Consider the following 26,860-nt stretch of genomic DNA (forward strand, 5'->3'; position numbering starts at 1 on the left):
GTCGAATTGCACGTCGATATAAACGATGCGCGCAATAGTTATGCGTGACGAGACCATGGTGGATGATAGCATGTTCGAGACCTTCTCGCGCAGCTACTATCTCGGACGCCTCTACGTGACCCCCACCGAGGGCGACCGTGCGCTCATGCACGGCGAGCAACACGAGCGAATCAACGAGGAAGTGTATGCCACCGGCGAGGGCGTCGAACGCCTCGACGCCCCACTCGTGATGAAACTCGAGTCGAGTCACTTCCCGGTCCACGGCACCGATGCCGTCCCCGCGAACACGCTCGCGGTGCCCGAGCCCCTGCTCGCGGCGACCGACATTCGGAATCCACCCTCCCTCCAGCAGGTGTTACTCGCCCGCCGCGAACGGGCGCGCCAACTGCTCGCGTTCGCGGGTTGGGGCGGCCCGATGACGTCAGGCTCCGGCGAAACCGGGGGTTAGAAGTGCCCCGCGGCCGCGTTTTTGCGCGATGATCGACGAGCTGCTGGGTCGCGCGTCGCTCAAAGAGCGCATCGACGAACTCGAGGCGGAGGCCGAGCGGTTGCGTCGACGCTACGAGGCAGAGTCCGAGCGCCGATCCGAAGCCGTCACGGCGAAACAGACGGCCGAGGAGCGCCAGAATCGGTTAGAAGACCGTATCGCACAGCTCGAAGGGGAACTCGAACGCCGAGAAGGTGATGGCAGGACGGACCTCGAGTTTCGACGCCGGGAACAGCTACGCGGGAGCCGTCTCCGATCTGTCCTCGATCGCCTCGAGTCCGTGCGTGCCGGTGACGAGGGTGCGTTCACGGCGACCATCGATGACGACGGCGAGGTCGAGACCGCCGTCGGTGCCGATGGGCAAGTTCCGGACGAAGTCGCGACCGTGCTGGGAGAGCGAACCGCGCTTCTCGCCGACGCCGGCCCCTGTCTGCTTTGCGTCGACGACGCCGGACTCGTCGCGACGACGCTCGACCCCCCGCTGTTGCCGTCGGTCGACCCCGTTTGGGACGATCGCTTCGCTCTCGATCGCTCGTGGTTTCTGCCGACGGGACGGTACGCACTCGCGCTCGTCCGGACGGACCTCTTCGCGGTCGGCGTCTACGAAGACAGCGAGTGCGTCCGCTCGCGGGGCTTCGAGAGCGACGTCAAAGGGACTCACTCGAAAGGCGGCTTCTCTCAGGCTCGCTTCGAGCGCATCCGCGACGAGCAAATCGACGCCCACCTAGACCGCGCTGCAGACGCCGTCACGGACGTCCGGGCCGACGTCGATCAGTTCTACCTAACCGGCCAGCGCGGCGTTCTCGAGCCGTTCGCGACGGAAGCCGGCCTCGAGCCGGATGCGAGCGTCGCCGTCGACGCGACGGGCGATCCCGAACCGGCACTCGACGACGCCTTCCGATCGTTCTGGACGACGGATCTGCAGACATTGTGAGCCGTCGGCGTCGTGTAAACCATAACGACGACACTGGTCGCCGAAATCCGGGAAGCGATTTAGGAGCATCGAGGTGGTGTGATTCGACGCGATGTCCGACGAGCACACTTCGATTCGACGGCGAACGCTGTTGCGCACGGCGGGGAGTGCAATCGCGGTCGCGCCGGCCGCGTCGGTGACGGCTGGAGCGGCCGACGACAGTGGGGACCGGCGCTCGTTGCACTCCTGGGGCTGTCCCGATGCGACGACCGAACCGAGCATGGGTGACTGTGCAGGCGCAAGCTGGGGCGGCTGTGCCGACGATCACCCCGAAACCGAGGCCTTGCAGGACGCGGTTCGGGAGACCCTCGAAACCGAGTATCCCGACGTAGGTGCGCTGGTTGATGCGGGATTCAAACCGTACTTCGACACCCTGATCGACGGCGAGGACGGCTGGTCACACTGGCTCCACCCCGACCATATCGGGGACAATCGGGTTCTCGACCCCGAGCGGCCCGAGTCAGTGCTGGTCGACAACGGCTCTTGGCGGTCGATCGGCGCGATGTTCATCGCGGTCGAGGACGGCGAACCGGTCGACCGGCCGCCGGCCGTCTACGAACTCGACGAAGAGGATGGAGATAGCGACGACCGCGATCACGACGATGCAGACAGCCATGCGGACAATGACCGCGATCACGACGATGCAGACGGTGACGGTTACGACCACGGTGACGGTCACGACCACGGCAACGGTGACGAGCAGCGATGTTCCCCGTGGCACTACCACGCCGGGCTCCCCGGTCGGTTCGCCTGGTGGTTCTATCAGCAGACCTACGCCGACGACGCGAATGCGGGGCTGGCACTACCGTGTCGGACGCCCTGTATGATGCACGTCTGGACGGTCGACCACCCTGACGGCGTCTACGCACACGGCGGTCCGCCGCCCGAGAATCGCGGGCGCTCGCCCGCGGCGGAGACAGGGTTCGAAACGAGTGCAACTCCCGGCGAGGATGAACTCGGGTGGGACGTACTACCCGACGACCTCGTTCCCGACGCGTTGCCGGACGATTTCCGGTGAGACGCCCGAATATGCTAACGAATGTGTTCGTACGGACTCTTGACAATATAATTCCTAGGATATTTCATTGAAACAATAGTGCGCTGTTACATGTGGTCACAAAGTATTTACCGGGCGGATAGTCACTGGAGGATGACGATCGAGGAATGACGTTGATCGAAAACTTGCTGAACCGAGTGCGGTCGCCGGGGGGCGGGGGAAGCGACGGCTACTACGAGTGTCGACAGTGCGGATGCACGCTTTCGAGAACGGACGACGCCTGTACGGCCTGTGGCTCCGAAGACGTCGCCAGCTTCATGCTGTAGATGCCGGAAGCGGACTCTGTTGGCCAGTCGCTCACCGAGTGACCGCCGAAGCAGACGGTTGTACGCGCGACCGCGACTGTCGTCGTCGCTGCGACGATCCAGACCAGCACGTCGACGCCGAGTACCGTCCCGGTCGCGGCGCTCGCGTCGAAAAAGAGGATCATCGACGCCGTCACGATCAGCCCGATGGAGGCAGTCTCACCTCACTCCTGTTCGCTTGCGCTAGCCGAGATCCTCGTCTCGCTCCGACTCTCGGAGAATGAACGGCCCCAGGAAGCGCCTCAGTCGGACTCCTCCCCGTAGCTGACGTCGAACGGTCCCTCATCGGGGTCTTTCTGCGGAAGCATCGGACCGACTGAGGCCGTCCGCCGGGTCACCGTCGCGGTTCGGAGAATGTACGACGTCAACAGCGCAAGCGGCGAGACGACGACCGCGAGGAGCGCGCTGACGACCCACGGGAGATAGTCGGCGCTGATTGTCGCCCCACCCAGATCCGCGTACAGAAAGCCGATGAGCATCGCCGAGAGGATCGCCGGCACGCCACAGTAGATCGTCAGCTGCGAGAATCGGGTGAGCTCGCGCTGGAGGTACGTCGTCTTGAAGTGTTCGCGGGCGACCGAAAACAGCTGGAGCGCGTCGATCAGCTCGTCGAGTGCCGCCTCCGCCTCCGGCGACAGCCGGTCGCCATACCGTCCCCGGAGGTGTCTGGCGGCGTACAGCTGCCAGGCGTCGTTGTAGCCGATCGCCGCTGAGACTGCCCCAAACGTGCCGAATTTCGTGTTTTCTAGGGTCTCGTCGACCCGTTCGGTGCTCTCATCGACGCGGTTCGTATACTGCTGTATCTCTGTCACGGTTTCGTCGTCGTGATCGGCGACGGCTTCGCCGAGAGTTTCGGCCCGGTCGTGGATCGACGCCACGAGCAACTCGAGTAGCCGCGTCGGTGACGCGGGAATCGTCGGCACCTCAGCCGTGTCGGCGGCGTCCTCACGAAAGGAGAGGACACCCGCGAGCTGTTCTTCTGATTCGCCGGCCGCGGCGAACTCCCGCGAGAGGATGAGCTGGTTGATCGAGACGACGAGCGTGACCAGCGAGAACGTCCCCGCGATCATTCCGCCTGCGAGACGAGTGATCGAGTCGTCGTTGACGAACGCGATGACGTCGATCTCGCCCAGTGTGAGAAATAGGACGAAGGTGCCGACCGAGAGCAGGGCTGCGATGAACAGCCGATCCGCCTCGACGAGGAACCACTCCCGAAGGCGGGTCCACGAGTTCGTCCGTTTGCCGATATCGGCTCCGTGGGACTCGACCGTCTCGTCGGTATCGGACGAACTCATATGGCCCCACGTTCGCCGTTGCCGACAATAAGGGCCTGCGTTGCACATCACGACGTGGGCTGTCTGACCGGAGCGGCGGTTCGCCGGGCTCGGTGCAAGGTCCGAACTAAAATGCGTTCGTGCGGTCACATCGTCTATGACCGGACAGCGAACGTCCACGGACGCGGTGAGGACTCGACCGACTCGCCGTCGCGTCCTCGCGAGCTTTGGGGCGGGCGCTGCTGCCGTGATCGCCGGCTGCAACGGCGTCGGTAGCGACGCCGCGCCGAGCTACGAGACCGGAACGGTCGGCGATATCGAGGGCGACGATCGAACAGCCGAGGAGATGGCCGCCGCGGAAGCCGTCGCCGAACAAGAGATCAACGAGGGCGTCACGCCGATCGACGCACTCTCCCTCAGCGATCACGAGTTCGTCCACGAAGACGACTACCGGGGATCGACCGTACAGGGAACCGCCGAGAACACCGGAGACGATCGGATACAGGTCGCCGAGGTTCGCGTCCGTGTCTCCAACGACGACGGCGAACACCTCGGCCGGTACCTCGATACCACTGGAGACCTCGAGCCGGATTCGACGTGGGCGTTCGAGGCGATCCTGCTCGAATCGCCCGCCGATATCGACGCCTACGACGTGACGGCGCTCGGAACGCCGACCTGAACTGGCTCGGTTCGCGAGGCCGTTTGCGCCGCGGATGTGGAGTGGCTACCCCTGTGTGTCTTCTAAGAACTCGCGGACGCGATCGTCGTGGCGTCTGAGCGCGTCGATCGCAGCGTCGGGATACTCCTCCGAGGGCGATCCGAGTCCGGGCTGTTCGTCCGGATTCGGCCATCCGACGACGATGCTCCCCACCGCACCCTCGGACTCGTGAGTCCTACACGCGTAATCGTATACACCTTCGACGTCGAACGTTCGGCCGAACGTCTCGCCCTCAGAGAGCGGTCCGCTCACCCAGGGGTCGGCGTCGTCTGGGATTCGCCGCTGCTCACCGTGGGTGGCCGGATGGTACGCAACCGTCTCTTGGCTTCCCGTCTCGACGACCCACTCGACCGTCCCGCCCTCGACGAGGTGGATGGCTGCCGGGTCGAGGTGGCCCGCCGCTGCGTCGCTTCCGACCTCGACGTCGACGTGTGGCTCCGGATCGCCCAGCTGTGGATCGTCCTCGCCCGGACTCTCGTCGAGACAGCCGGCAACCCCCGCCGTGAGGGTCGCCCCGCCCGTCGCGAGCAGTCGCCGACGCGTGGTCCATCGCCCGCTCATACCGTTCGTTCGGGCGTGGCTGCAAAAAGCGCCTGGCACGTCGTTGCCAGGTGAGGCGGTGACAGCACAGGGACACAGTTGCAGCGTGAGCGCTTTTGCGGGTTCGGAACGTACTCCAGTGACGCCTGTGCCAGACGTCGACGTCGATTTCGACGAGTCTGCCAACGAGCTAGATCTCAAAGACGAGTACAGCGCGACGGTCAACGTCTTCTTGCACTTTACCGTTCTCGGGTTGATCACCCTCGTCACCGGGCGACCGTTTCTCTTCCCCAGTCTGGGTCCGTCGGCGTACCTGATGGCGACCGGCGAGAAGGCCCGGGCCGAAGGGGCTTACCACGTCATCGGCGGTCACGCGGTCGCCGTCGCCTCCGGGCTGATCGCGTACGCGCTGCTCGGCAACGAGGTCAGCGCGTACGTGGTTTTCGCCCAGCCCGACCCCGCGCTCTCGTGGGACCTCGTCTATCTCTGGGCGAGTGCGACGGTCGCGATGATGCTGACGACCACAGCAATGTTGCTCACGAAGACGAACCACGCCGCCGCCTGCGCGACGACGCTGATCGTCGCGCTCGGTCTGATGGGCGGACTCGAAGATGCAGTCATCATCGTCACCGCCGTCGCGATCCTGTGGACCTTCCACGAGTGGGTCATCTCGACGCTCGCGGAGCGCTACGGCTTCAAGCCGCGAAACGCACGAGAATGACGGTCGTTCGTCACGTGCCACCCTCGTTCAGCACCACTGGCGAGAGTCGGGTCAGTAGCAATAATTAGGGGGTGTGTAAATAACAATTTTAGTTTACGGGCAGATATTTGTATATCTTCCTATAGTATCCAGTATGAACCGCCGAGAACTGCTCACCGCAAGTAGTACAGGTGTCCTTCTTGGGGTCAGTGGGTGCCTCGATGAACTAGAATCACAACCCGAAAACGGGGAACAGAAGGATGACTTGGAAATACAGGACGATGTAGAGGGATGTACTGCAAAAGAGGCGTGGGGTACTGAGGCCACCAGCGGGCCGGAAGACCCAGATCCGGGGTCGATTGCGGATCGGTTCGACTGTGCATCCGCGAGTAGACCTGAGCCAACAGGCGACGTCTGCAAGCGGTTTGTGGTCAGTGACGGAGGCGAATATGAAAGTCACGGGATCGAACCATACCCTGATCCACCAGCTGAATTCACCGATGCAACGCTCACGACGTTCGTTCACGACTACGAACAGGCTCGTTTCGCTAACGGACAAGTCACAGCTTCTAAAGAACAGTTCGTCGGTGGCGGTCTCAGCGTAGATGAAGACGACACACGGATACTCGATTTGTATCCAGATATCACTAGCATCCGCATTCAATATTCGACCACTGTAACTCGCTTCGAGTACGACTCACACAATCTGAGTGAAGGCCACGGTCCAGGGGCCGCAGTATACGGAATCGACGAGACCGGAGTTGTTCGTACGAGTACAGACCCCGTACACAGCGACGAACTGGATGATCTCGACCCTGAGGACGTGCCAGATCCGGTCGACGAAGGTACTCTCCTCGAATGCTTGTGATCGATACGCACGTGTGCTGACCGAATCGAGTCTCCAGTTTCGTCTCGGCTAGTAAAAAATACCGCCCACCTTTCCAACAACTGGCACTCTCATCTCGATCGGGTCACGACTCTGCTCTTCTAGCTAGCGATTCTCCTCTTCTTGGAGCTCCGCAAGCTCCGCCTCGACCTCCTCGTCGGGGACTGCTGCCTCTAGGTCTTCGATCTCCGCTTCGGAAACCTCGCCCTCGACGTCGTCTGACTCCGGCTCTCCGCCGCCAACCTCGGATTTGAGCGTCTCGAGTTCGGCCTCAACACCGCTGCCGGTGGAGAGTTGCTCTAACTCGCGGTCGATCGAGTCCTTGTCGGAGAGAACGTCCTCGAAGGCACCCGACTCGTGGAGTTCGTCGAGGGCGGCCGCCCGCGCCTCCATATCCTCGGTCTGCTCTTCGGCGCGCTCGATGGCCCGGCCGACGTCCTCGAACTCCTCGCCCGTGGCGGTCATCGCCTCGGAGACGGTCGAACTGGCCTCGGCGGCCTCGTACCGGGCTTTCATCGTCTCCTTTCTGGTTCGGAACTCCTCGATGCGGTTCTGAAGCTCGTCTTTCTGCTCGATGAGCCGGTCCTGCTGGCTCTGGAGCTCGCTAACCTGGCGCTCTAGCTCTTCGATCTGGGACATCTTCGTCTTCTTCTTCTCGAGTGCGCGACGCGCCAGGTCCTCGCGATCCTGCTGGACTGCCGTGCGAGCCTGCTCGTTGTGCTTGTCGACGTTCTCCTCGAGGCGACGCTTTTGCATCTCGAGGCGCTTTTTTTGCGTCGTCAGGTCTGCAATCCCCCGCTTTACTTGCTGGAGTTGATCGCGCATCTGCTCGTATGAGTAGTCGAGCGTCTGCGTCGGATCCTCCGCCCGGTTTAACACCGAGTTGATCTTCGACCGGATGACGTACGAGGTCCGAGAGAGGATGCCCATGCTAGGTACGTAACGCTCGCGGCCCTTAAAAACATCACATCAGCGACAGTCCCCGACGCTGTCTGCGGGACCATTCGTCGAGTTCAGTCGGTGAAATGCAGCTCAGTCCCGACCGTGCCGCGTCAGACACTTCGAGAGCCCGATCAGCTCGACGGGCTCTGAGTTGTCCGGCGAGTAGACCACCATCTGTCCTTTCTCCATGTAGGGCACCTTCGACTCTAGATTGGAGGGGATGTTCACGCTCTTGATCGCGTCCTCGTCACCGAGATTGAGCACGACGGTGGTGTTGATCTGCTTGAAGACGGCGTCGTCGATATCCTGGGGGTCCTGCGTGATCAGGAACAGCCCGAGCCGCTCCTTTCGACCCTGCTTTGCGGCCTCGGTGAACTTGGTGATCACCTTCCGCGCTTGTACCGAGTCGGCGTCGGTGAGAAAGTTGTGGGCCTCGTCCATCCCCAACACCAGGGGCGTCTCTTTGATCCGCTCGTAGGTCGGATCGTTCGAGAGCTTCTCGTCGATCAGCAGCGAGGAGAGGGCCAGGACGACGGCCTCCGTGGCTCTGGTGTCGTTGACGTGGTAGGTCGGGACGACCGAGAGCCCGCCGGGGCGGACGAACTCGTGGATCAGCTCGGTGATCGGCCGCGCGTCCTGGTCGAAGACGTCGTCGAAGCCGAACACCCGCCGCCGGACCGCGTCGTAGGTGGCCTCGTGAACCCGTCCCGACTCGTCTAGCTCCTCGCGCAAGGCGGGGTCGTCTAAGAACGTCTTGAACTCGGCGTAGCCGCCATCCGATCCGTACTGTTTGAAAAAGCGGTCGATCAGGTAGGTGAGCGCCCCGTACTGGTTGTCGTTCAACGAGCCGCCGGAGACGAGCCACGGCCGACTCCGGCACATCGAAAAGGGGATCGTGAACTCGACGCGCTCGGCCCGGTGGTGGCCGCCCGCGTAGGAGGCCGAACCGACTTTCGGCACGAACGCGGTCGTATCAGAGACGCCGCCGTGGGCGACCCCTTCGCGATCGAGTTTCCGGGCCAACTCGTCGTCCAGGTCCTCGTTGTCGTCGTGCATCTGGGCGTACTCGTCTTGCGGGTCGAACTGGACGACTGCCGGGTTGACGTTCGGACGCCCCTCCATCGGATACTGGCGCTCGTCGGCGAGATACTGCCGGAGCACGTTCTTGGCGGCGTGGGTCTTTCCGGAGCCGGTCCCGCCCGCAATCAGGGCGTGGCGGAAGATCAGCGGATCGCCGGCCTCGTAGTCGTCTTTCAGCCGGTAGTCGATCGTCGGCGGCGAAGCCGCCGTCCGCACCTTCTCACCGCCGACCGAGAGGTGGCCGAGGAAGACGCCGTCGTCGGGCATCTTGAGGCCGGTCTTGATCTTCTCGGTGTCGTCGGCCTGTCGGATGACCGTCTCGGGCTTCGGGACGCGGTCGGTCATCCGGCGCGTGAGCTCTCCTCCATCTTCGTAGAGCACGGCCATCGGCTCAAGCGAGGCGACCAACTTGTAGTCGGCCTCGTCGATTCCCTGTTGGCGCATCGCCCGCCGAGCGTGGATTTCGGTGGCGTCGTCGGCGTGGTACTGCTGGGCGTACTCGAGACCGGTAACCCGACAGAACAGCGTCTCGCCGTCCGGGTACGGCGCGAGCAGATACGAGCCGAGTCGAACCGTCGAGCGGTTCTCCCGGGTGACGTACGCCCGCAGTGTCGTCTCGTCGCCTTCCTCGTCGACGCGAAGCCCCTGGGAGACACAGATCGTCCCGACCCCGTTGTCCTCGCCACTGGGTTCGACCGACGTTCGCTCGAACGAGCGCTCGTCGCTTCCCTCGGCGACGCTCGGGTCGGTAGCAGCACCTGCGGTCTCGGTCTCCCGCCCGTCTGCACTCTGCGGAGGTCCGGACCCCGAGGCCGCGCTCTCGGGGCTCTCGTCCCGGCTTCCGTCGCCGGGACGATCGGAAAAGTCAGTGAAATCTCCCAGATCGCTCATATACACGCTATCCGACCCATCCCACAAACACGTTTCCCTCGGGTCCTCAGAGGCAACGCTCGAAGCTATCCGATTAAGAGAGGGGCGTCAGCCGCCGCGACGACCGCGCAGTGCCGCATAGATCAGCATGATGAGCGCTGCCACGATGGTCGTCAGTCCAACGCCGGTGATCGCGTCGCTAGTTGGATCGTGCTCCGTTTGGGTCCCGTCTTCATCGTCGATCTCGCTTCCGCCTCCATCGTCCACCTCACTTGCGTCTCCGTCGACGACGACTGTCGCGGTCCGCTCGTTTTGGATCGGAAGTGGCCAGTCGCCGGCCGGGTCGATCGTCGACTCGGCGAAGCTAATCGAGGTGGAGCCAGCGGGTGCCCGCTCGTCGACGACCACCGTAAGCGTCGCCAGCTCGCCACTGCCCGTCGCGCCCGTCTCGGTTGACTCGCGCCACTGGTCTAGGATCGCCACTCCGTTCGAGTGGTCGAGCGTCTCCACCTGGCGAACGTCGGCGCCGCCGGCGTCGAGCCACGGGCCGCGCTCTACTGCGGTGATCTCCACGTACTCGGGGTCGTACTGTGCGACGAGTTCGACGCCGTTGGCACCGTCACCGTGGTCCCCGGAGACGGTCAGTCCGACGGAGACTGTGACCGTCTCGCCGGGCTCGGCTTCGACCTCGCTCGGTGACGGCGAGAGAATCGCACCCTGGTCGAACGCGACGGCGCCGCCGCTCAGAAGCGCTGCGGCGCCGACTGCCGCAACGGTAATCGCGAGGATGCGTCTAATCGTCGCCGCGGACGAGCCGCCGAACCGTCGCCTTGTGGCACCCATGTTCTCCCGACGTCTACTCGTTCGAACATGGGTTGGGAACGCCGTTATCTATTGCGGTGAGGCGAAACGGACGTACAAGAGATGGGCGTACAAGAGAGAGAGAGACGGACGTGCAGGTGAACGGACGGATACGTGGTGACGAGCGGTTCGAGGAGGAGAGGGGTTCCCAGACAGTCAACCGAAGAGCTACTCGAGTACCGGAACCGGATGGTCGGTCGTTCGAACCATTCCAGAATCGTACGTGAGGACGCCGAGTTCTCGCATCGCAGGCAGGTGGGAGTGGTGGAGCATCACTTTCGCCTCCCGGGGGTCGGAGGCATCGGTGCTGCCCAGTAGCGCCAGTTCGGCGGCAATCGTCTCGATTGCACACGAGCCGTTGCGCTCTTCGAGCAAGCTGAGAATCGCCATCCGGTCGGGATGGACGAGCGCGTCGAGCACTCGATCGCTCGAGGCATCCGAGTCGAGCAGCGCCATCAGCCGCTGGGGTGGGACTGCGCTCTCGTTGGCGAGCGTCGCTTCCTCGCCGTCCCACTCCACGAGGCCGACATCGTCGAGTTTCGGCAGGTGGGCGTGAACCAGGCTGATCCGAAGCGACTGCTCGTCCGCGCTGTCGTCTCGGTCGTGTAACTCCCTCGTCAGTTCGTCTACCGAAAGTGGGCACGCAGCCGCGCCGAGAACCTCCAGAAGGTGGAGGCGACGTCGATCGCGGAGCACGTCGTAGCACTTCGCCGGGACGGTGTTCAACAGACGTCGAGTGCTGTCTCCGCCGAAGTGAGTATTCGAACTCATTATCACCACTGACCCAACCCAAAGGGATAAACCCGTTTCCAAAACGATTTGGGCGCCGTCGAACGGACCGTCTGGGACGCTGTCGTGTCCGCCACGTCGATGGCGACGCCCCCGGACGATCTCGGTGGTTCTGTCCGCGGTTTTTTGCTTCCAGAGGCCGTCTAGTGATCACATGTTACTGGTTCGCGGACGGGTAGGTGAGACCGAACTCACCGGAACGCTCTACGAACGCGGCGAGCGAACGCCCACGTTCCGCGGAGCACCCGACGAAGACGCCGCCTACGTCTGGATCTGCGACGAGTTCTACGAGGTCGATAGCGGCGGGACGAGCCAGCTGGTCGACGGCCGCGAGGTGAACGTCGCCTTCGAATCACCCTTCCCGCGTGGGTTTGATACCCGCGAGCAGGCGATCGAGGCGGCCAAAGAGCACGTCCGCACGCAGTTCGCTCGAATCGGCGTCGATCCCAAGGCGGTCGAAATCGAGGTGGAAACCGGCGAACTCGATCGGTGATCCTCCCGTACAACGGGAACACTTGAGATCCAGCCGTCGAGCCATCCGGCGCACGCTCGGGTCCGGAATATTATTATATCAACTATTCCTTCGTGGATTAATGTCTTGCCCTACGTCGGAGAACCCAATAGGGAACGCCCTGATGTTCACGTTGGTCGGTGGAACCGTGTCGGTTCTATTTCTCATCGTGACGGTTGCGCTCCCCGGCTCACTCGGTGTGGTTATCCTCCCCGTCTGGATCTTCGTTCTGTTGACGGTGCTGTTCGCACAGATCGATCGGATTATCAACGACAAGCTGTCACAGCTCGAGACGACGAGCGCGTCCGGCCGTGGGGCTCTCGGATCGGAGCCCGAACCGGCGAGGACTCCGGAGACGGTCGTCGAGCAGTTCTACTCGGCGGTCGCGTCGGGCGACGACGACGTGCTCCGCTCGCTCTCTGCAGACAGCGGTTCGTGGGGGCACGCGCTCCTGAACGACGAGATCGACGGAATTGGAGTAGCCGACATCGACGTGCTTCAAGACGAGTCGGAGCCGATTGAGATCCGGGCACGGCTCATCGTAACTGTCGACGGCGTCGACGAGGAGCGAGTCGAATCCGTCGAACTGCGATCAGAGGGGGGCGAGTGGCGGATCTGGAGCGTGGCACGGTCGGCGTAACGTACGACAACGACCCCCGCACACCGATCTCCTGTATCTCGCCGCCCTCACGCGTACTCCTCGTTCCAGCGGTGGTCGTCGTAGGTCCGATCCTGTTCTGTGTCGAACTCGGTCTCCAGTCGGTCGCGAAGCGATGCCTTCTCTGCGGCGCTGATCCGGGCCAGCTCGTCGGCTTTCTCGATGATCGTCGGCGGTCCGTGGGCGGTGGCCACCTCGGCTAACAGCTGCCGAGCGAGGCGCTCTCGCCGGTCGGCGTCTCGCGTGAACGCGTACGGTGCCTCAACTCGGTAGACGAGGTCGTCGCGCGGATCGTAGATGACGAAGAAGGTGACCTCGTACGCGGCTGGCTCCAGTTTGCGCTCGATTCCCAGGGCGTCCCCGTCGACCGAGAGCGGTCGGTCGACCCCACCCCGCGACCGGAACCAGTTGGTGTACGACAGCGCCGACGTCTCTCGCTCCCAGCGCGTTCCCTCGACGTCGTCGACGTACGATCCCCGCTCTAAGACGCGCGAGAAGAACGCCGAATCGTCTGTCCACGGGGCGTCCTCAGCGCCTCTGACCGCCCGGGTGATCACCTTCGTCGCGGGGTTCTTAACGAATCCGACGAGGGGAACGTCGCGCTCGACGAATCGCTCGACGAGTCGGACGTAGTTCTCGACGACTGTCTTCGGTTGGGGCTCCTCGTGGAGCACCCGTTCTAACGAGGGGTGGAGGTCCTCCCACCGGAGCAGTCCGCGCGGGTACAGCGGCCCATCTAAGACGAGCAGATCGGCGACGCGGTCGGCGTTCTCCAGGGCGTGGCGACTCTCTGCCAGATACAGCGCCAGCGCGTGGACGACGCCCTCGGCGAACCGATCGACGCGAGGAATCTTGATCGCCCGGCGGTGGCTCTCCCCCTCGTCGAACGGTTCCCACCCCTCACGATTGATCCGGGTCGTCGGATCGTTCGAGTGGACGGACATCACCACGCTACGCGAGCGGTGGAGGTCGAGGTCGCTGGGTGTCGCGCTCATCGCGGCCTGGGCGATGTCGATCACCAGCCCGTTTCGGAACGTCGTCGGGTTGATCGTCCCTGCGTCGAGGCCGTTGACGGTCGGAAACGGCCGCTCACAGAGGGCGACGGACTCGCAGTTGACCAGTCGGCGCGAGCGCTCGCCCAGCGGTTCGAGGATCGTTCGCCCGTCGTCGCGCAGTGGCTCGAGACGCGACTTCCAGACAGTCTCGGCAAACGACCGGTGGTCGCGCTCGTCGGCGCCCGGATCGATCCGTCTGGCGAGGCCCGCGATGCCGTCGAAGTGGACCGGATCGAGAGTCATAGCCGTCACCTCCGAGGCCATCCCCAAATAGCTCGCGGTCGTGACCGTCACGCCGGCACGAATTCGAACGACAGCTAGTTACGTTCCGACTGTTTCGACCCCCACATGAAGGCGGCACTGATCGTCCTCGACGGCTGGGGAATCGGCAACGACGCCGGCGGCAGGGACGCGGTCCGGGCGGCCGAAACGCCGACCGTCGACCGGCTCTCGTCGGTCGGCGCGGCCGGTACGCTCGAGGTAGCGGGCCGGCGAGTCGGCCTCCCCGACGGACAGATGGGAAACAGTGAGGTTGGCCACCTGAATATCGGCGCCGGACGGGTCGTCTACCAGGAGTACACTCGGATCGCAGACGCGATCGACGACGGCTCCTTCCGCGAGAACGACGCGATCGAGGCGGCGTTTGCGCACGCGAAAGACAACCACGGCCAGGTGCACTTCGTCGGCCTCGTCAGCGACGGCGGCGTCCACTCGGACCACGAGCACCTCCACGCGCTAATCGAGCTCGCCGCAGATCGGGACATCGACGCCGTCACGCACGCAATCACGGACGGTCGAGACACCTCTCCGACGGGCGGCCGCGAGTACCTCGCGGAACTCGAGGGCGTGATCGACGAGCACGGCACTGGCGGCGTCGCGACCGTCACCGGGCGCTACTACGCGATGGACCGCGACCAGAACTGGGGGCGGACGAACCGAGCCTACGACGCAATGGTGAACCGCGAGGCCGAGTACGAGGCTCAGTCGGCGCTGGCGGCCGTCGAGGAGTCGTACGATCGCGGCGAGACCGACGAGTTCGTCGAGCCGACGCTCGTGTCGGACCAGCCCGCGCTACAAGACGGCGATTCGGTCGTCTGGTTTAACTTCCGATCGGACCGCGCTCGACAGCTGACCCGGATGCTCGCCGATATCCGTTCGGCGGACTGGGAGCCCGAAATCGAGACGAGCCCGCCGGCCGTCGAGGTCGTCGCGCTGACCCAGTACGACGAGACGTTCGATATCCCGGTCGCGTTCCCGCCGAACCAGCCCGAGCAGGTCCTCGGTGAGGTGCTCGCCGACGCCGGGCTCACCCAGCTCCGGATCGCCGAGTCCGAGAAGTATGCCCACGTCACCTACTTCCTGAACGGCGGTCGAGAGGTCGCCTTCGAGGGCGAGCGCCGCGAAATCGTCGAGAGCCCGGACGTGCCGACCTACGACGCCACGCCCGAAATGAGCGCCCCGGAGGTCACCGATACCGCCATCGATACGATCGAATCTGACGACCCGGACGTGCTCATCCTGAACTACGCCAACCCCGATATGGTCGGCCACACTGGCGACTTCGACGCCGCGGTGCAGGCGGTCGAGGCCGTCGACGCACAGCTCGCCCGTCTCCTGGCGACGCTCGCGGCCCACGATTCCCACGTCCTCGTTACGGCCGACCACGGTAACGCCGACGATATGGGGACCGAAGCCGACCCGCACACGGCACACACCTACAATCCCGTCCCGTTCGTCTATGCCAGTCCTGACGGCACCGGGGCCGGCCGTTCGGTCCGCGACGGTGGGACGCTGGCCGACATCGCACCCACGCTGCTCGAACTGATCGACGTCGACCAGCCACCGGAGATGACCGGCGAGCCGCTGCTGGAGTAAGCGGCGTCTCAGAGTAGCCGAATCCCGAAGACTGAATCTCCCGAGACGAAGGGCTAACTCGGAGCTGTCCCTACATACAGCCACGTGGGAACAGGAACGTAGAGTTATAATATTTGGAGCAAAAATACCCCCGTATGAGCCAGCACGAATCCCTGATGGCCGAAGAGGACGAAGAATTCATCCGCCCAATCATGTACCTCATGATCGTTTGGATTCTTGTCGTGGTAGTGGCCGGCGTCGCACTCGTCCTCCTCCGTGATCCCTTCGCGAGCCTCTTCGCGCTGTCGGCGGTCGGATTCTGAGCTGCGGTCGGGCTCGGGGCTGTAGACTCGCTCTCGAACGTCGATAGGATTATTGGGTCGTTGTGATAACGTCACCCACGTATGAGTGAGAACCCAGACAGCCGCGAGTTTGCGACGAACAGCGTCCACGCGGGACAGAAACCGGATCCGACCACTGGCGCACGGGCGCCGCCGATCTACCAGACGACGTCCTACGTCTTCGACGACACCGACCACGCGGCCGACCTGTTCGGCCTGCGCGAGTTCGGCAACATCTACTCACGGATCATGAACCCGACGAACGCGATGTTAGAAGAGCGCATCGCGACCCTCGAGGGCGGCGTCGGCGCACTCGCGACCTCCTCGGGGATGGCCGCATTCGACCTCGCGACGTTCATCCTCTGTGAGGCCGGCGACAACATCGTCTCTGCCTCCTCGCTGTACGGCGGCACCTATACCTATCTTACCCACACCGTCGAGAAACGTGGCGTCGAGACCAAATTCGTCGACACGCTCGACTACGACGCCTACGAGGAGGCGATCGACGACGACACATCCTTCGTCCACTTAGAGACGATCGGCAACCCGGCACTCGACACGCCCGACATCCAGCGCGTCGCCGACATCGCTCACGAGAACGACGTTCCACTGATGGTCGACAATACCTTCGCCACGCCGCATCTGTGTCGACCGATCGAACACGGCGCGGACATCGTCTGGAACTCCACGACGAAGTGGCTCACCGGCTCGGGATCGACCGTCGGCGGCGTCCTGATCGACGGCGGCACCTTCCCGTGGGACGAGGGCGACTATCCCGAACTCACCGAAGACAATCCGGCCTACCACGGCGTCAACTTCTACGAAACCTTCGGCGAGCAGGCGTTTGCCATCGCCGCCCGGACGCGCGGACTGCGCGACCTGGGCAACCAGCAGGCGCCGTTTGACGCCTGGACGACTCTCCAGAAACTCGAGTCGCTGCCGCTGCGGATGGACCGCCACTGTGAAAACGCCGAGATCGTTGCCGAGTACTTAGACGACCACCCCGACGTCTCCTGGATCAACTACCCCGGACTCGAGAGCCACGAAACCCACGACAACGCAAGCGAGTACTTAGACGGTGGGTACGGGAGCATGATCACGTTCGGACTCGAGGGCGGCTACGACGCGGCCGAGACCGTCTGCAACGAGGTCGAACTGTTCAGCCTGCTGGCGAACGTCGGCGACGCCAAATCGCTGATCATCCATCCGGCAAGCACCACTCACCAGCAGCTCACGGACGAGGAACAAGCCGCAAGCGGCGTTACCGACGACCTGATCCGCCTCTCGATCGGCATCGAAGATCCCGAGGACATCCTCGCGGATCTGGACCAAGCGATTTCGGCCGCCTGATCGGCGGCTGCCCGCGCTGGCGATCGGTGCACTGCGTCGCAGATCGCCCTCGTCGTTAAGGGCTCTGAGAATGTTGGTCCGCATATGCCCACCGGGCTCCTCTCGGCGGACGCAGTAGATCAGATCGTCACCACCGCCCGTACCGCGATCGGCGACGACGTACGCTCCGTGACGTACTTTACGAAAGACGACTACGAGCAGCTGTACCTCCGGGACGATCTGGCACGCGACGCCGATCTCTCGACGTTTATCGGCCACGAGTGGCGCGGCTTCCAGATCGCACAGGCTGCCTACGGCGATTCGGAACTGGGCGACTACAACTACACCGTTCGCGTCTTCGATAACGGCTTTCTCGTCCGGATCACCAGCGACCGCGAAGGTGTGTTCATCACGACGGACGGCTTTACCCTCTCGCGGTTCGAGGAGGTCGCGGCCGCACTGGGGCCGTTCCTAGAGAAGCGAGCGATGGACTGAGACGCGATCAGGAATCAGAGTTGCGGGTTGTGTGCGAGTTTTCGTCGCTCCGATCGCGGTCCGTCCGCGGCCCGATCGGCAGCCCAGAGCCGTCCGCGTCGTCGATACCCAGCAGGCGCGCAAACCGACGTCTATCCGCCTCGTGTCTATCAAGACTCATGCCGGCTACGGATGGCGACGCCCCTTGTAGTAATGGACCTCGTTTGCCCGAGAAATCCGGCACTTCCTGTCGAAACGGTTCGAAAGCCGACTGGAACGAGTCGGGAAACGAGTGATCCACCTCGACAGCGTAACATCCTTGCCCAGGACGTGCCTCCAGTTCGACGATGACCGATCAGCTCAATCCCGTTGAACGCGCTCTCGACGCCCACGATGCATTCGAGCGCACCGACGCGGGGTACGATCTCCGTACGACCGTCTTCGAGACGACCGTTGCGCCAGCCAACACAGGGGAGTCGGCGCTCTCCGTTACCGTCTCCCTGCCAAGCTTGTCGGCCGCGACGGTCGACGACGTCGCACCAGTCGTCGCAGACGACTGGTTCGAGACGCTCGAACGACGGCTCGCGGACGTGTTTTCGGTCGCGAGTCCGGTAGCACACGACGAACCGACGCTCGAACGTCAGGACGACGAGGTGCGCGTCCGACTAACCTACACCGCGTCCGGGCCAGCGAGCGGTGTTTCCGACGCAAAAGCGCTGATCGAGTACGTCGAAGGGACGTACGCACAGGGAGTAATACCGGGTTACGAGTACCGCGGCCCCGCCGAAACGCTGCTAGCTAACGCGAAAAACCGTGGCAACGAACGTGCCGGCGACACCGGACCGCAGCCCTGATCACCACTGTGAGATGGTATTCCAGCGGTCCAGAGCGTAGTGTCTCGCGACCGCTCAATCCATCGCGATATACGTCTGCGTATCTTCGACGCCGGAGATACCCTGAACGTGCGTCGCCGCGATCTCCTTGACTGCAGCAGGGGTCTCGACGGTCGCTTTCGCGATGATGTCGACGTCGCCCGCGACGATGTGTGCGCTATCAACACCATCGACTTCCTCGATGTTGGTTCGGAGCCGATCTGCTTCTCCTGTGTTCGCCTTGACCATGATGAATGCGGTAACCATCAGTTGACACCTCCCGTATTGACGTCCGTGTTTGGAACCGTCGCGGTCGAGCCCCGCTCGTTGGCCGTGCCGACGAGGATCTGGCGGACGTCGTTCAACACCGCGAAGTCCGCAAGCACGACGACCCGGTCGCCGGGTTCGAGCGATTCGTCATCGGTTGGAATTTCGAGTGCGCTGTCGTGCTTGCCGAACGCCAGAATTCTGGCGTCGGCCGGCAGCTCCAGCTCACTGATCGCGTACCCGTTTATTGGTGCCTCCTCGGTCACGGTCAGCTCGACGACCTGGAGGTGCTGTGCGATGTCGGCGATCGCTCGAATCGTGCCGCCGAGCATTGCGTTTTTCGCCCCGATGGCGCCCAGTCGTTCGGGATAAATCACCTCGTCGACGACGTCTGCGTACTTGCGGTAGATCTCCTCGCGGTACCCTTCGTCGATGCGAAGCACCGTTCGACAGCCGTGGTGGTTCGCGATCAGACACGCCGAGAAGTTTGTGTTCAGATCGCCGGTGAGCGCACCCAGTGCGTCGGCGCCGCTGATCCCGGCCTCCGCGAGCACCGACTCCGTGGCGCCGTCACCATGAACGACCGTAAACCCCTGATTACGGGCTCGTCGGACCAGCGTCTCATCGCGCTCGATCACCGTCACCTCGTGGTCTTCCTCGCGCAACACGCGAGCGGTGCGCAGACCGACCCGTCCTGCCCCAAGTATCACGAACCGCATGCCCGGGGATACGGCCGCCCTGGCTAATAAGCTTGCCCCATGTTACCGTGTATACGCCCCGCCCTGATCGGATCGACCGGGCAAACGCTTTAGTCATGATACTGCGTACCATAGGGGAGAGCGATGGTTCATGCCTTCATCATGGTGAAGACGGCTGCGGGAATGTCCGAGGGGCTGCTCGACGTCGTCCGCGATCTGGCCTCCGTCGAGGACGCACACATCGTCGCGGGCAACTACGACATCATCGCGGAGGTCGACGCTCCAGAGATCTACGACGTGTTGCAGGCCTCGTCGTCGAGCATCCAGCAACTGGAGGGAGTCACCGAAACCAAGACCTACATCGCGATGGACTGAGCGGCCGGTTGGCCCGCCGTCGTCTATCTTCCCGGCCGGCTCGCTCCATCCAGATTCCCGGGCGTCCCGATTCCAACCGTCCTACTCCTCCCCTGTCGGCGCCAGACGATAGACGCCGTTGTCCGTGAGTGCGTACAGTTCGCCGTCGGAATCCTCGGCGAACGAAAGGAGTTGTCCGAACGTACCAGCGTCCGCCGCTGCAAACGAGACGATCTCGGTCTCCCACTCTGCCTGTAGATCCGTCGGATCGGACGGCACTGACGCGAACACGCGCTCGCCGTGTTGGAGATCGCCGAAGACGTACCGACCGCCGAATCCGGGGACCGCCTCCCCACCGTAGACGTGTCCACCGATGACGCAGACGCCGTTGACGTCGCCCTCCGTGGGTGGCTCGTTCGGATACTCGATGATGGGGTCGACGAAGGACTCGCCCCCGCGAGCGTCCGTCTCGCTGGGGCAGTCGTCTCCGTGCAGGCAGTGACTTCCCTCCGTGACGTTCCAGCCGAGGTTCATCCCCGACTCGACCAGATAGACGGCCTCCCAGGTGACCTCGCCGACGTCGCCGACGAAGTACCGATCGCCGTCGAAGCTGGTTCGCCACGGGTTTCGCAGCCCCCAGGCGTAGTACTCGTCGCGGTGATCCGGGTCGTCGGAAAGCGGGTTGTCGTCCGGAAGTGCGTATCCGTCCTCGCCGTCTGGGTCGTCGGGCCCGTCTGGATCGGTTCGTGGATGGTGAGTCGGATCGCTGTCGACGTCGAGTCGGAGGATGCCGCCGTGCGGGGTCCCATCCACGCCAGTCTCCTGGCCGAAGTGGGCCGTCCCGAAGCCGCCGTCTCCCATCGGCACGTACAGGTAGCCGTCCGGACCGAAGCGAAGGTCGCCCGAGGAGTGGATGTCCTCGGGATTGGGCGTCTCCATGATCGTCCGCTCGGAGGTAAGCGACGCGCCGGTGTGGTCGTCCTCGACGGTGAACTCGGAGAGGACGGCCGTGTGGCTGTAGTCGTCCGGTGTCCCCTCTCGCGAGGGGGCGCTGTACCGGACGAACAGCCGCCCGTTGTCTGCGAACTCGGGGTGGAGTTCGATCCCGAGCAGCCCGATATCGGCGCCGGCGACGGTGATCTCGTCTCCGAGGTCGAGCAACGGCTCGTCGAGTTGCTCGTCGCCGTCCCACACCGAAATCTCCCCATACAGCGAGGCGACGTACCGCAGATCCGAGCCGGGAACGAACTCGAGGCCGACGACCATGTCGATACCGGTCGCTACCGGCTCGAGCGCTACCGTCTCCGGGAGCTGGGCGTACTCGATCGTCGCCGATGCCGACTCGGTATCGTCGGCCGTATGGACGGTGATTTCGTGGTCTCCGACTGCCAACCCGGCCGTCTCCAGATCGAACTCGACCGCCTCCTCGGTATCCGGTTCGAGAGTGAGCGACTCTCCCGCTCGCACGTCCCCGTCGACGCGGAACTCCACGTCCTGTGTTCCCTCGCTTCCGCCCGTGTTCTCGACCGTCGCGGTGACCGTACTCGTCTCCCCGTACGCGACCGCTTCCGAGGAGAGTTCGAGCGACCGGAGATCGAAGACTGCGGCCCCGTTCTCGCCCTCATCGCCTGGCTCCTCCCCGTCGTCGGATTCTTCATCGTCGCCTTCGCTGTCGTCTCCCTCCTCGCCGAGTTCCTCATCCAGAACGTCCGCACAGCCGGCGATGCCGACGATTCCGGTCGCCGCCGCTACTCGAAGAAAGTGACGTCGCTGACCGTCCTGCGCGTCGTCGTCGACGCGCTCCTCTCGTGACATGGGCTGTCACTTTCACGGTTGCGTATATATGTATTGGCCGTAGTCACGCACGATGTGAACGACGGGGCTCGTGTGGCCGTGCTCACTTCTGAACGACGTCCGCGGGTACTCACTCCTGAACGACGTCAGCAAGCACCGATTCGACGCGTTCCCGGACGTCCGTCGGTGCTCGCGTCGCGTCGATGCGGACGAACCGGTCTGGCTCCTGGTCGATGAGTCGCTCGTAGTTTGCCCGTACCGACGCGAGGTAGTCAGCGCGCTCGAACTTGTTCGTCGCGCCCGCCCGAGAGGCTGCGGTCTCGGCGTCGACGTCGAGGTAAATCGTCAGGTCCGGTTCAATCGAGAAGGGTCGGTGAACGTCGCGGACGTACTCGAGTGGGTCCGGGACGTCGAGCCGCTCCACCGTTTCGAGGGTCGCCCCTTGATAGGCGTACCGGGAGTCGGCGTAGCGATCCGAGATCACGAGGTCGCCCCGATTCAGTGCGGGTTCGACCACCCGCGAGAGGTGGTCTGCGTGATCTGCTGTGTACAGAAACAGCTCCGCGAGCGAATCGGCGTCGTCGTCCTCGATCGAGCGGTAGACGGCGTCGCCGTACCAGGAGTGGGTCGGCTCGCGGGTGAACGTCGCGTCGGGGTAGGCCTCCTGTAGTCCCTCCCAGACGGTGGTCTTCCCGCTGCCGTCTAACCCCTCGAGCGTGACGAGCATACCCCGACATGGCCGCGGCCGGTACTAGAATCTACCTTTCCTGTTCGGGCCTACCTATTTGTCTCCCCAGACGCACTATCCCGTATGAAGATACTCGTTGCAGGCGGTACTGGCTTCATCGGCTCGTCCCTGTGTACGGAACTGGTCAGCCGGGGCCACGAGGTGACCGCACTCTCACGACGTCCAGACGCGAGCGCGGTTCCCGAGGCCGTCGCAGTCGAGTCAGGCGACGTCACCGACTACGATTCGATCGCCTCGACCGTCGCGAGCCACGAGGCGATCGTCAACCTCGTTGCCCTCTCGCCACTGTTCGAACCACCGAGGGGAACGACTCACGAGGCGGTCCACCTCGACGGCACCGAGAATCTCATACGGGCTGCCGAAGATGCCGGTGTCGACCGGTTCGTGCAACTGAGCGCGCTCGACGCCGATCCGCGGGCCGACACCGACTACCTTCGGGCGAAGGGGCGCGCCGAGGCCGTCGTCGAGGCCGCCAACCTCGAGTGGACGATCGTCCGGCCGTCGATCGTCTTCGGCGACGGCGACGAGTTCCTCGGGTTCGTTCGGATGGTGACGACACCGTACCTCACCGGACTTCCCGGAGGTGGCACGACTCGGTTCCAGCCCATCTGGATCGGAGACTTCGTCGAGTTGCTCGCTGCGATCCCCGAAGACGACGCCCACGTGGGTGAGACCTACGAGATTGGCGGGCCCGAGGTACTTACGCTTGCAGACGTCACGCGGCTCGTCCACCGCGCATCGGGGCGGTCGGTTCGGATCGCACCGGTTCCGATGCCACTGGCGAAAATCGGGCTCTCAGCACTCGGTCCCGTCCCCCTCGTCCCGTTCGGGCCGGACCAGGCCCGCAGCCTCGGGATCGACAATACGGTGGCGGATAACGACATCTCGGCGTTCGGTCGCTCGCCAGAAGACCTCACGACCCTCTCGGCGTATCTCTCGTCCGACGTCGGCGCGAGGAGTCCCGGCGCGGCGTCGTCGACTCCCGCGCCGTCCGAGTGAGTGGTGCGTGTTCACTCGAGTCACATCTCATCGATCGGAAACGTGGCTGATCGTGAACATGAATATCGAGGGAGCTGTTCTCACAGAACGGTCCCAAATTGGGGACTTTCCGGCGCCTGTCCGGTGATCTGTGGCGATATCCAATTATGCGAGAAATTCACATTATCACAAGGCTTATAAGCTTCATTGCTCTGGTATCAAGCCACGGAGCCCCCTGACCAACAATGAAGCTGGCGATGATCGGATTCGGACAGGCCGGTGGCAAGATCGTCGATCGATTTCTCGATTTCGACGATCGGACCGATAGCGGGATCGTTCGTGCGGCGATCGCCGTTAATTCCGCGAAAGCGGACCTCATGGGACTGGACCGAATACCAGAGGAGAACCGCGTGCTCATCGGCCAGGCCCGGGTAAAGGGCCACGGCGTGGGCGCAGACAACGAACTCGGCGCGGAAATCGCCGAAGAGGATATCGACGAGGTACAGAACGCCATCGACGCGATCCCGACCCACGAGGTCGACGCGTTTCTGGTCGTCGCCGGCATGGGCGGCGGGACGGGCTCGGGCGGTGCCCCGGTTCTGGCCAAACACCTGAAGCGAATCTATACGATTCCTGTCTACGGGCTGGGCGTTCTCCCCGGCACGGACGAAGGCGGCATCTACACGCTAAACGCCGCGCGTTCGTTCCAGACGTTCGTCCGCGAAGTCGACAACCTGCTGGTCTTCGACAACGACTCTTGGCGACAGACCGGCGAGTCCGTCGAAGGCAGCTACGAGCAGATCAACGAGGAAATCGTTCGACGCTTCGGCGTGCTGTTCGGCGCCGGCGAGGTCGGCGACGGCCAGGAGATCGCCGAAAGCGTCGTCGACTCCTCGGAGATCATCAACACCCTCTCGGGTGGCGGTGTCTCGACGGTCGGCTACGCCTCCGAGGAGGTCGATCTCGACACCGGTGGCGGCGGTGGCCTTCTCGCACGATTTACCGGTGGCACGGGTGGCAGTGACGCCTTAGACGCCGCGAACACGACCAACCGGATCACGAGTCTGGTCCGAAAGGCCGCCCTCGGTCGACTCACGCTTCCCTGTGAGATCGAAGGCACCGAGCGAGCGCTGCTCGTTCTCTCCGGCCCCTCCGAGTACTTAAATCGGAAAGGCATCGAACGCGGCCGCAAGTGGCTCGAAGAGGAAACCGGCAGTATGGAGGTCCGCGGCGGGGACTTCCCACGTAACGAGCCCGAGGTATCGGCGGCGATCCTCCTCTCGGGCGTCACCAACGTCCCTCGAATCAAGCGCCTCCAGCAGGTCGCGATCGAGGCCCAGGACAACATGGAAGACATCCGCGAAGAGAGCGACGAGAACCTAGAGGACCTCGTCGAGGACGAGGAAGACGAACTCGAACCGCTGTTCTAGCCGTCTTTCCACTGCTCGTCCGACGCGCTTTTGCTCGCGTACTGAGAAGCCAGACAGCATGCACGTCGTCGTCCCGTATGCCGCCGATACTCCGAAGACGCGCCTCGAACCGGCACTCGACGCCGGGGAGCGCCGCCGGCTGGCACGGACGATGCTCGAAGACGTGATCCGCGCGATCCGGGCAACCGATCGCGAGCCGACCGTTCTCGCAACCGGCGCAATCCAGTCACCTCTCGGCGCGTCAGTCACCGTCGACGACCGTCCGCTCACAGAGGCGGTCAACGCCGTCCTCGGGGATCGCCTTCCCGAGGGACCGGTCGCCATTGTGATGGCCGACCTCGCACTCGCGACTCCCGACGCGCTCGGACGTCTCTTCGACGCCTCCGGTGACGTCGTCGTCGCCCCGGGGCGGGGCGTCGGCACCAACGCGATCGTGGTCCGCCATCCATCGTTCCGTGTCGACTACCACGGTGGCTCGTTCGTCGATCACGAGGCTGCTGCCCGGGAGTGTGGCGCCGCCTTCAACACAGTCGACTCCCGGCGGCTCGGAACCGACATCGACGAACCAGCAGACCTCGTGGAGGCGTTCGTCCACGGTCCGGGTCGGACACCCGATCTCCTCCGGACGTTCGGTTTCGAACTCGATCGCGAGAAGGGCCGAGTGTCGATTCGCCGTAGTGGGGAGGGTGTCGATGTCGCTGACCGATCGTCGTCGTTCTGAGTCGATCCACAATATCGGTCGAAGTGAAGGGCTTATGTCCCGAGCAACGCCACCAACTGGTAATGATCCCCGGCGCGGACGAGTACGGCGTCTCCCTCTCGATCGACGACGCAGTCGTCGAGGAACTCCTCGCGACCACTCCAGCCGACGTCGCGGCGCCCGCGGAGCTCTCGTTCGCCCGGAACGTCTTCGTCCCACTGACCACCGCCTGTCGATACACCTGTACCTACTGTACCTACTTCGACCCGCCGGGAGCCGCCTCGCTGCTCTCTCTGGAGGAGGTTCGCGAGATCTGCCAGCGCGGTGCCGACGCCGGCTGTACCGAGGCGCTGTTTACCTTCGGCGACGATCCCGACGACCGCTACACTGAGATTCACGACCAACTCGCCGACTGGGGCTACGATTCGATCCACGAGTACCTGCGGGCGGCCTGCGAGGTTGCCCTGGAGGAGGGGCTGCTTCCCCACTCGAACCCCGGCGACCAGACCCGCGAGCAGATGGCGACCGTTGCGGACGTCAACGCGAGCATGGGCGTGATGCTCGAGACGACCGCCGACGTCGGCGCCCACGCCGGCTCCCGAACGAAATCGCCCGGCCAGCGCCTGCACACGATTCGCACCGCGGGTGAGCTCGACGTCGCGTTCACCACCGGCATTCTCGTCGGCATCGGCGAGTCCTGGCGCGACCGCGCGGAGAGCCTGCTCGCGATCTCCGAGCTCCACGCACGCTACGGCCACGTACAGGAGGTCATCGTCCAGCCGGTCGTCGACAACGAGCGCTGGTCGGGGGGCACGCCGGACGTCGAGACGATGCGCCGGGTGACGGCGATGGCTCGCGCCGCCTTGCCCCCAGAAATTTCGGTCCAGGTGCCGCCGAACCTCGCACCTGCTCGCGAGCTAATCGACTGCGGCGTCGACGACCTGGGAGGCGTCTCACCGGTCACCGACGACCACATCAACCCCGACTACGCTTGGCCCGCGCTCGAAGAGCTCGAAGAAATTGCCGACGCCGCCGACGTCCCCCTCCGTGAGCGGTTGCCAACCTACGAGCGCTTCTTCCCTGCGGACCTCCGAACCGACGCGTTCGACGGCCCACTCGCCCCAGGTGCGGACGACGGGGCCTGGCTCTCTCCGACAATCCACGAGGCAATCGCGGCCGACGGCGAGGCCGGCCGACGCTACCGGAGGGTTCTCCGCGGATGAGTTCGGGGTCGCGTCTCCGGGGCAAATTCTAGCGCTTCAAATCCCCTCTCGTTCTCTCAACCCGAACTGTATCCGTATTTGATGTATCACCT

The 26,860-nt window shown here is 63.9% G+C and carries 30 protein-coding genes; 18 read left to right on the forward strand and 12 right to left on the reverse strand.

Translation table 11 applies throughout. The features are described from left to right. Window positions 1-70 precede the first annotated feature (70 nt). From OB905_00750 to OB905_00760, 3 genes are all read left to right on the forward strand, one after another. Window positions 71-448 carry a DUF5802 family protein gene (locus tag OB905_00750; protein ID MCU4924514.1) on the forward strand — a complete coding sequence of 126 codons (378 nt, stop codon included), beginning with the start codon at window positions 71-73 and terminating at the stop codon, window positions 446-448. Window positions 449-476: 28 nt separating this feature from the next. After that, entirely contained in the window at window positions 477-1,421 is a 945-nt protein-coding gene (locus OB905_00755) for a Vms1/Ankzf1 family peptidyl-tRNA hydrolase (GenBank protein MCU4924515.1), read from the forward strand. A 91-nt stretch (window positions 1,422-1,512) separates the two neighbouring features. Further along, window positions 1,513-2,478, forward strand: coding sequence for a hypothetical protein (locus OB905_00760; protein MCU4924516.1), 966 nt, complete (start codon window positions 1,513-1,515; stop codon window positions 2,476-2,478). Window positions 2,479-2,689: 211 nt separating this feature from the next. Here the strand turns inward: OB905_00760 and OB905_00765 are convergent, their stop codons facing one another. After that, window positions 2,690-2,959, reverse strand: a complete 270-nt coding sequence (locus OB905_00765; protein MCU4924517.1) for a hypothetical protein — start codon at window positions 2,957-2,959, stop codon at window positions 2,690-2,692. Window positions 2,960-3,064: 105 nt separating this feature from the next. Next, window positions 3,065-4,117 (reverse strand): hypothetical protein, encoded by a 1,053-nt coding sequence (locus tag OB905_00770; GenBank protein MCU4924518.1) that lies wholly within the window; start codon window positions 4,115-4,117, stop codon window positions 3,065-3,067. 136 nt (window positions 4,118-4,253) lie between these two features. Here OB905_00770 and OB905_00775 point away from each other — a divergent pair, with 136 nt between their 5' ends. Further along, window positions 4,254-4,775, forward strand: a complete 522-nt coding sequence (locus OB905_00775) for an FxLYD domain-containing protein (GenBank protein MCU4924519.1) — start codon at window positions 4,254-4,256, stop codon at window positions 4,773-4,775. Between the two features lie 45 nt (window positions 4,776-4,820). Here OB905_00775 and OB905_00780 read toward each other — a convergent pair whose 3' ends face one another. Further along, window positions 4,821-5,375 (reverse strand): plastocyanin/azurin family copper-binding protein, encoded by a 555-nt coding sequence (locus tag OB905_00780; GenBank protein MCU4924520.1) that lies wholly within the window; start codon window positions 5,373-5,375, stop codon window positions 4,821-4,823. A gap of 127 nt (window positions 5,376-5,502) precedes the next feature. Between OB905_00780 and OB905_00785 the strand changes: the two genes are divergently transcribed. After that, complete coding sequence (locus OB905_00785) at window positions 5,503-6,075, forward strand: HPP family protein (GenBank protein MCU4924521.1); 573 nt, start codon at window positions 5,503-5,505, stop codon at window positions 6,073-6,075. A 133-nt stretch (window positions 6,076-6,208) separates the two neighbouring features. Then, complete coding sequence (locus OB905_00790; GenBank protein ID MCU4924522.1) at window positions 6,209-6,922, forward strand: hypothetical protein; 714 nt, start codon at window positions 6,209-6,211, stop codon at window positions 6,920-6,922. Between the two features lie 123 nt (window positions 6,923-7,045). Here OB905_00790 and OB905_00795 read toward each other — a convergent pair whose 3' ends face one another. From OB905_00795 to OB905_00810, 4 genes are all read right to left on the reverse strand, one after another. Beyond that, window positions 7,046-7,870 (reverse strand): PspA/IM30 family protein, encoded by an 825-nt coding sequence (locus tag OB905_00795; GenBank protein MCU4924523.1) that lies wholly within the window; start codon window positions 7,868-7,870, stop codon window positions 7,046-7,048. A 102-nt stretch (window positions 7,871-7,972) separates the two neighbouring features. Continuing rightward, on the reverse strand, window positions 7,973-9,853 hold the full coding sequence (locus tag OB905_00800) for an ATP-binding protein (GenBank protein ID MCU4924524.1): 1,881 nt from the start codon (window positions 9,851-9,853) through the stop codon (window positions 7,973-7,975). An 87-nt stretch (window positions 9,854-9,940) separates the two neighbouring features. Beyond that, the gene (locus OB905_00805) at window positions 9,941-10,675 is read right to left on the reverse strand and encodes a cohesin domain-containing protein (GenBank protein ID MCU4924525.1); all 735 of its coding nucleotides are present in this window, start codon (window positions 10,673-10,675) and stop codon (window positions 9,941-9,943) included. A gap of 186 nt (window positions 10,676-10,861) precedes the next feature. Further along, a complete protein-coding gene (locus tag OB905_00810; protein MCU4924526.1) occupies window positions 10,862-11,464 on the reverse strand; it encodes an ArsR family transcriptional regulator in 603 nt (200 codons plus the stop codon). A 172-nt stretch (window positions 11,465-11,636) separates the two neighbouring features. On the opposite strand from OB905_00810, the gene OB905_00815 reads away from it, so the two are divergent. Together OB905_00815 and OB905_00820 are read left to right on the forward strand one after the other, a co-directional pair. Beyond that, window positions 11,637-11,975 carry a hypothetical protein gene (locus OB905_00815; GenBank protein ID MCU4924527.1) on the forward strand — a complete coding sequence of 113 codons (339 nt, stop codon included), beginning with the start codon at window positions 11,637-11,639 and terminating at the stop codon, window positions 11,973-11,975. Between the two features lie 142 nt (window positions 11,976-12,117). Continuing rightward, window positions 12,118-12,633 carry a hypothetical protein gene (locus OB905_00820; GenBank protein MCU4924528.1) on the forward strand — a complete coding sequence of 172 codons (516 nt, stop codon included), beginning with the start codon at window positions 12,118-12,120 and terminating at the stop codon, window positions 12,631-12,633. Window positions 12,634-12,680: 47 nt separating this feature from the next. Here OB905_00820 and OB905_00825 read toward each other — a convergent pair whose 3' ends face one another. Beyond that, window positions 12,681-13,949 (reverse strand): DNA double-strand break repair nuclease NurA, encoded by a 1,269-nt coding sequence (locus OB905_00825; GenBank protein ID MCU4924529.1) that lies wholly within the window; start codon window positions 13,947-13,949, stop codon window positions 12,681-12,683. Between the two features lie 105 nt (window positions 13,950-14,054). Here OB905_00825 and gpmI point away from each other — a divergent pair, with 105 nt between their 5' ends. The 5 genes from gpmI (at window position 14,055) to OB905_00850 (ending at window position 18,558) form a co-directional block, all read left to right on the forward strand. After that, on the forward strand, window positions 14,055-15,581 hold the full coding sequence (gene gpmI, locus OB905_00830; GenBank protein MCU4924530.1) for a 2,3-bisphosphoglycerate-independent phosphoglycerate mutase: 1,527 nt from the start codon (window positions 14,055-14,057) through the stop codon (window positions 15,579-15,581). A 134-nt stretch (window positions 15,582-15,715) separates the two neighbouring features. Next, complete coding sequence (locus OB905_00835) at window positions 15,716-15,883, forward strand: hypothetical protein (GenBank protein MCU4924531.1); 168 nt, start codon at window positions 15,716-15,718, stop codon at window positions 15,881-15,883. Window positions 15,884-15,964: 81 nt separating this feature from the next. Beyond that, complete coding sequence (locus OB905_00840) at window positions 15,965-17,251, forward strand: O-acetylhomoserine aminocarboxypropyltransferase/cysteine synthase (protein MCU4924532.1); 1,287 nt, start codon at window positions 15,965-15,967, stop codon at window positions 17,249-17,251. Between the two features lie 84 nt (window positions 17,252-17,335). Continuing rightward, window positions 17,336-17,725 carry a hypothetical protein gene (locus tag OB905_00845; GenBank protein ID MCU4924533.1) on the forward strand — a complete coding sequence of 130 codons (390 nt, stop codon included), beginning with the start codon at window positions 17,336-17,338 and terminating at the stop codon, window positions 17,723-17,725. A gap of 326 nt (window positions 17,726-18,051) precedes the next feature. Next, on the forward strand, window positions 18,052-18,558 hold the full coding sequence (locus OB905_00850) for a DUF5813 family protein (GenBank protein ID MCU4924534.1): 507 nt from the start codon (window positions 18,052-18,054) through the stop codon (window positions 18,556-18,558). A 54-nt stretch (window positions 18,559-18,612) separates the two neighbouring features. Here the strand turns inward: OB905_00850 and OB905_00855 are convergent, their stop codons facing one another. Both OB905_00855 and OB905_00860 read right to left on the reverse strand, forming a co-directional pair. Beyond that, a complete protein-coding gene (locus OB905_00855) occupies window positions 18,613-18,843 on the reverse strand; it encodes an Lrp/AsnC ligand binding domain-containing protein (protein ID MCU4924535.1) in 231 nt (76 codons plus the stop codon). After that, window positions 18,843-19,562, reverse strand: coding sequence for a TrkA family potassium uptake protein (locus tag OB905_00860; protein ID MCU4924536.1), 720 nt, complete (start codon window positions 19,560-19,562; stop codon window positions 18,843-18,845). Before OB905_00860 ends, OB905_00855 begins: the two co-directional genes overlap by 1 nt. Window positions 19,563-19,685: 123 nt before the next feature. On the opposite strand from OB905_00860, the gene OB905_00865 reads away from it, so the two are divergent. Beyond that, window positions 19,686-19,916 carry an Lrp/AsnC family transcriptional regulator gene (locus OB905_00865; protein ID MCU4924537.1) on the forward strand — a complete coding sequence of 77 codons (231 nt, stop codon included), beginning with the start codon at window positions 19,686-19,688 and terminating at the stop codon, window positions 19,914-19,916. An 81-nt stretch (window positions 19,917-19,997) separates the two neighbouring features. On the opposite strand, the gene OB905_00870 is transcribed toward OB905_00865, so the two are convergent. Beyond that, the gene (locus OB905_00870) at window positions 19,998-21,710 is read right to left on the reverse strand and encodes a PQQ-dependent sugar dehydrogenase (protein ID MCU4924538.1); all 1,713 of its coding nucleotides are present in this window, start codon (window positions 21,708-21,710) and stop codon (window positions 19,998-20,000) included. Window positions 21,711-21,819: 109 nt separating this feature from the next. Beyond that, window positions 21,820-22,416 (reverse strand): dTMP kinase, encoded by a 597-nt coding sequence (tmk, locus tag OB905_00875; GenBank protein ID MCU4924539.1) that lies wholly within the window; start codon window positions 22,414-22,416, stop codon window positions 21,820-21,822. A gap of 84 nt (window positions 22,417-22,500) precedes the next feature. Between tmk and OB905_00880 the strand changes: the two genes are divergently transcribed. From OB905_00880 to cofG, 4 genes are all read left to right on the forward strand, one after another. Next, window positions 22,501-23,436: a complex I NDUFA9 subunit family protein gene (locus OB905_00880; GenBank protein ID MCU4924540.1), complete on the forward strand. Its 936-nt coding sequence runs from the start codon at window positions 22,501-22,503 to the stop codon at window positions 23,434-23,436. A 224-nt stretch (window positions 23,437-23,660) separates the two neighbouring features. After that, window positions 23,661-24,845 (forward strand): tubulin/FtsZ family protein, encoded by a 1,185-nt coding sequence (locus OB905_00885; protein ID MCU4924541.1) that lies wholly within the window; start codon window positions 23,661-23,663, stop codon window positions 24,843-24,845. Window positions 24,846-24,903: 58 nt separating this feature from the next. After that, the gene (cofC, locus tag OB905_00890; protein MCU4924542.1) at window positions 24,904-25,566 is read left to right on the forward strand and encodes a 2-phospho-L-lactate guanylyltransferase; all 663 of its coding nucleotides are present in this window, start codon (window positions 24,904-24,906) and stop codon (window positions 25,564-25,566) included. A 62-nt stretch (window positions 25,567-25,628) separates the two neighbouring features. Further along, window positions 25,629-26,768: a 7,8-didemethyl-8-hydroxy-5-deazariboflavin synthase subunit CofG gene (cofG, locus tag OB905_00895; GenBank protein ID MCU4924543.1), complete on the forward strand. Its 1,140-nt coding sequence runs from the start codon at window positions 25,629-25,631 to the stop codon at window positions 26,766-26,768. Window positions 26,769-26,860: the final 92 nt, after the last annotated feature.

It is taken from the genome of Halobacteria archaeon AArc-dxtr1, assembly GCA_025517425.1.
In the GTDB taxonomy this organism is placed as follows: domain Archaea; phylum Halobacteriota; class Halobacteria; order Halobacteriales; family Natrialbaceae; genus Halostagnicola.

Excerpts from the sequence above, each read along its gene's own strand:
- cofC (MCU4924542.1), top strand. The coding sequence starts at position 24,904 with ATGCACGTCGTCGTCCCGTATGCCGCCGATACTCCGAAGACGCGCCTC.
- OB905_00790 (MCU4924522.1), top strand. The coding sequence starts at position 6,209 with ATGAACCGCCGAGAACTGCTCACCGCAAGTAGTACAGGTGTCCTTCTT.
- OB905_00775 (MCU4924519.1), top strand. The coding sequence starts at position 4,254 with ATGACCGGACAGCGAACGTCCACGGACGCGGTGAGGACTCGACCGACT.
- OB905_00805 (MCU4924525.1), bottom strand. The coding sequence starts at position 10,675 with ATGGGTGCCACAAGGCGACGGTTCGGCGGCTCGTCCGCGGCGACGATT.
- OB905_00780 (MCU4924520.1), bottom strand. The coding sequence starts at position 5,375 with ATGAGCGGGCGATGGACCACGCGTCGGCGACTGCTCGCGACGGGCGGG.
- OB905_00795 (MCU4924523.1), bottom strand. The coding sequence starts at position 7,870 with ATGGGCATCCTCTCTCGGACCTCGTACGTCATCCGGTCGAAGATCAAC.
- OB905_00870 (MCU4924538.1), bottom strand. The coding sequence starts at position 21,710 with ATGTCACGAGAGGAGCGCGTCGACGACGACGCGCAGGACGGTCAGCGA.
- OB905_00810 (MCU4924526.1), bottom strand. The coding sequence starts at position 11,464 with ATGAGTTCGAATACTCACTTCGGCGGAGACAGCACTCGACGTCTGTTG.
- OB905_00885 (MCU4924541.1), top strand. The coding sequence starts at position 23,661 with ATGAAGCTGGCGATGATCGGATTCGGACAGGCCGGTGGCAAGATCGTC.
- OB905_00755 (MCU4924515.1), top strand. The coding sequence starts at position 477 with ATGATCGACGAGCTGCTGGGTCGCGCGTCGCTCAAAGAGCGCATCGAC.
- OB905_00880 (MCU4924540.1), top strand. The coding sequence starts at position 22,501 with ATGAAGATACTCGTTGCAGGCGGTACTGGCTTCATCGGCTCGTCCCTG.
- OB905_00760 (MCU4924516.1), top strand. The coding sequence starts at position 1,513 with ATGTCCGACGAGCACACTTCGATTCGACGGCGAACGCTGTTGCGCACG.
- OB905_00750 (MCU4924514.1), top strand. The coding sequence starts at position 71 with ATGTTCGAGACCTTCTCGCGCAGCTACTATCTCGGACGCCTCTACGTG.
- OB905_00825 (MCU4924529.1), bottom strand. The coding sequence starts at position 13,949 with ATGACTCTCGATCCGGTCCACTTCGACGGCATCGCGGGCCTCGCCAGA.
- OB905_00815 (MCU4924527.1), top strand. The coding sequence starts at position 11,637 with ATGTTACTGGTTCGCGGACGGGTAGGTGAGACCGAACTCACCGGAACG.
- tmk (MCU4924539.1), bottom strand. The coding sequence starts at position 22,416 with ATGCTCGTCACGCTCGAGGGGTTAGACGGCAGCGGGAAGACCACCGTC.
- OB905_00770 (MCU4924518.1), bottom strand. The coding sequence starts at position 4,117 with ATGAGTTCGTCCGATACCGACGAGACGGTCGAGTCCCACGGAGCCGAT.
- OB905_00865 (MCU4924537.1), top strand. The coding sequence starts at position 19,686 with ATGGTTCATGCCTTCATCATGGTGAAGACGGCTGCGGGAATGTCCGAG.
- OB905_00860 (MCU4924536.1), bottom strand. The coding sequence starts at position 19,562 with ATGCGGTTCGTGATACTTGGGGCAGGACGGGTCGGTCTGCGCACCGCT.
- OB905_00845 (MCU4924533.1), top strand. The coding sequence starts at position 17,336 with ATGCCCACCGGGCTCCTCTCGGCGGACGCAGTAGATCAGATCGTCACC.
- cofG (MCU4924543.1), top strand. The coding sequence starts at position 25,629 with ATGATCCCCGGCGCGGACGAGTACGGCGTCTCCCTCTCGATCGACGAC.
- OB905_00800 (MCU4924524.1), bottom strand. The coding sequence starts at position 9,853 with ATGAGCGATCTGGGAGATTTCACTGACTTTTCCGATCGTCCCGGCGAC.
- OB905_00850 (MCU4924534.1), top strand. The coding sequence starts at position 18,052 with ATGACCGATCAGCTCAATCCCGTTGAACGCGCTCTCGACGCCCACGAT.
- OB905_00835 (MCU4924531.1), top strand. The coding sequence starts at position 15,716 with ATGAGCCAGCACGAATCCCTGATGGCCGAAGAGGACGAAGAATTCATC.
- gpmI (MCU4924530.1), top strand. The coding sequence starts at position 14,055 with ATGAAGGCGGCACTGATCGTCCTCGACGGCTGGGGAATCGGCAACGAC.
- OB905_00855 (MCU4924535.1), bottom strand. The coding sequence starts at position 18,843 with ATGGTTACCGCATTCATCATGGTCAAGGCGAACACAGGAGAAGCAGAT.
- OB905_00840 (MCU4924532.1), top strand. The coding sequence starts at position 15,965 with ATGAGTGAGAACCCAGACAGCCGCGAGTTTGCGACGAACAGCGTCCAC.
- OB905_00820 (MCU4924528.1), top strand. The coding sequence starts at position 12,118 with ATGTTCACGTTGGTCGGTGGAACCGTGTCGGTTCTATTTCTCATCGTG.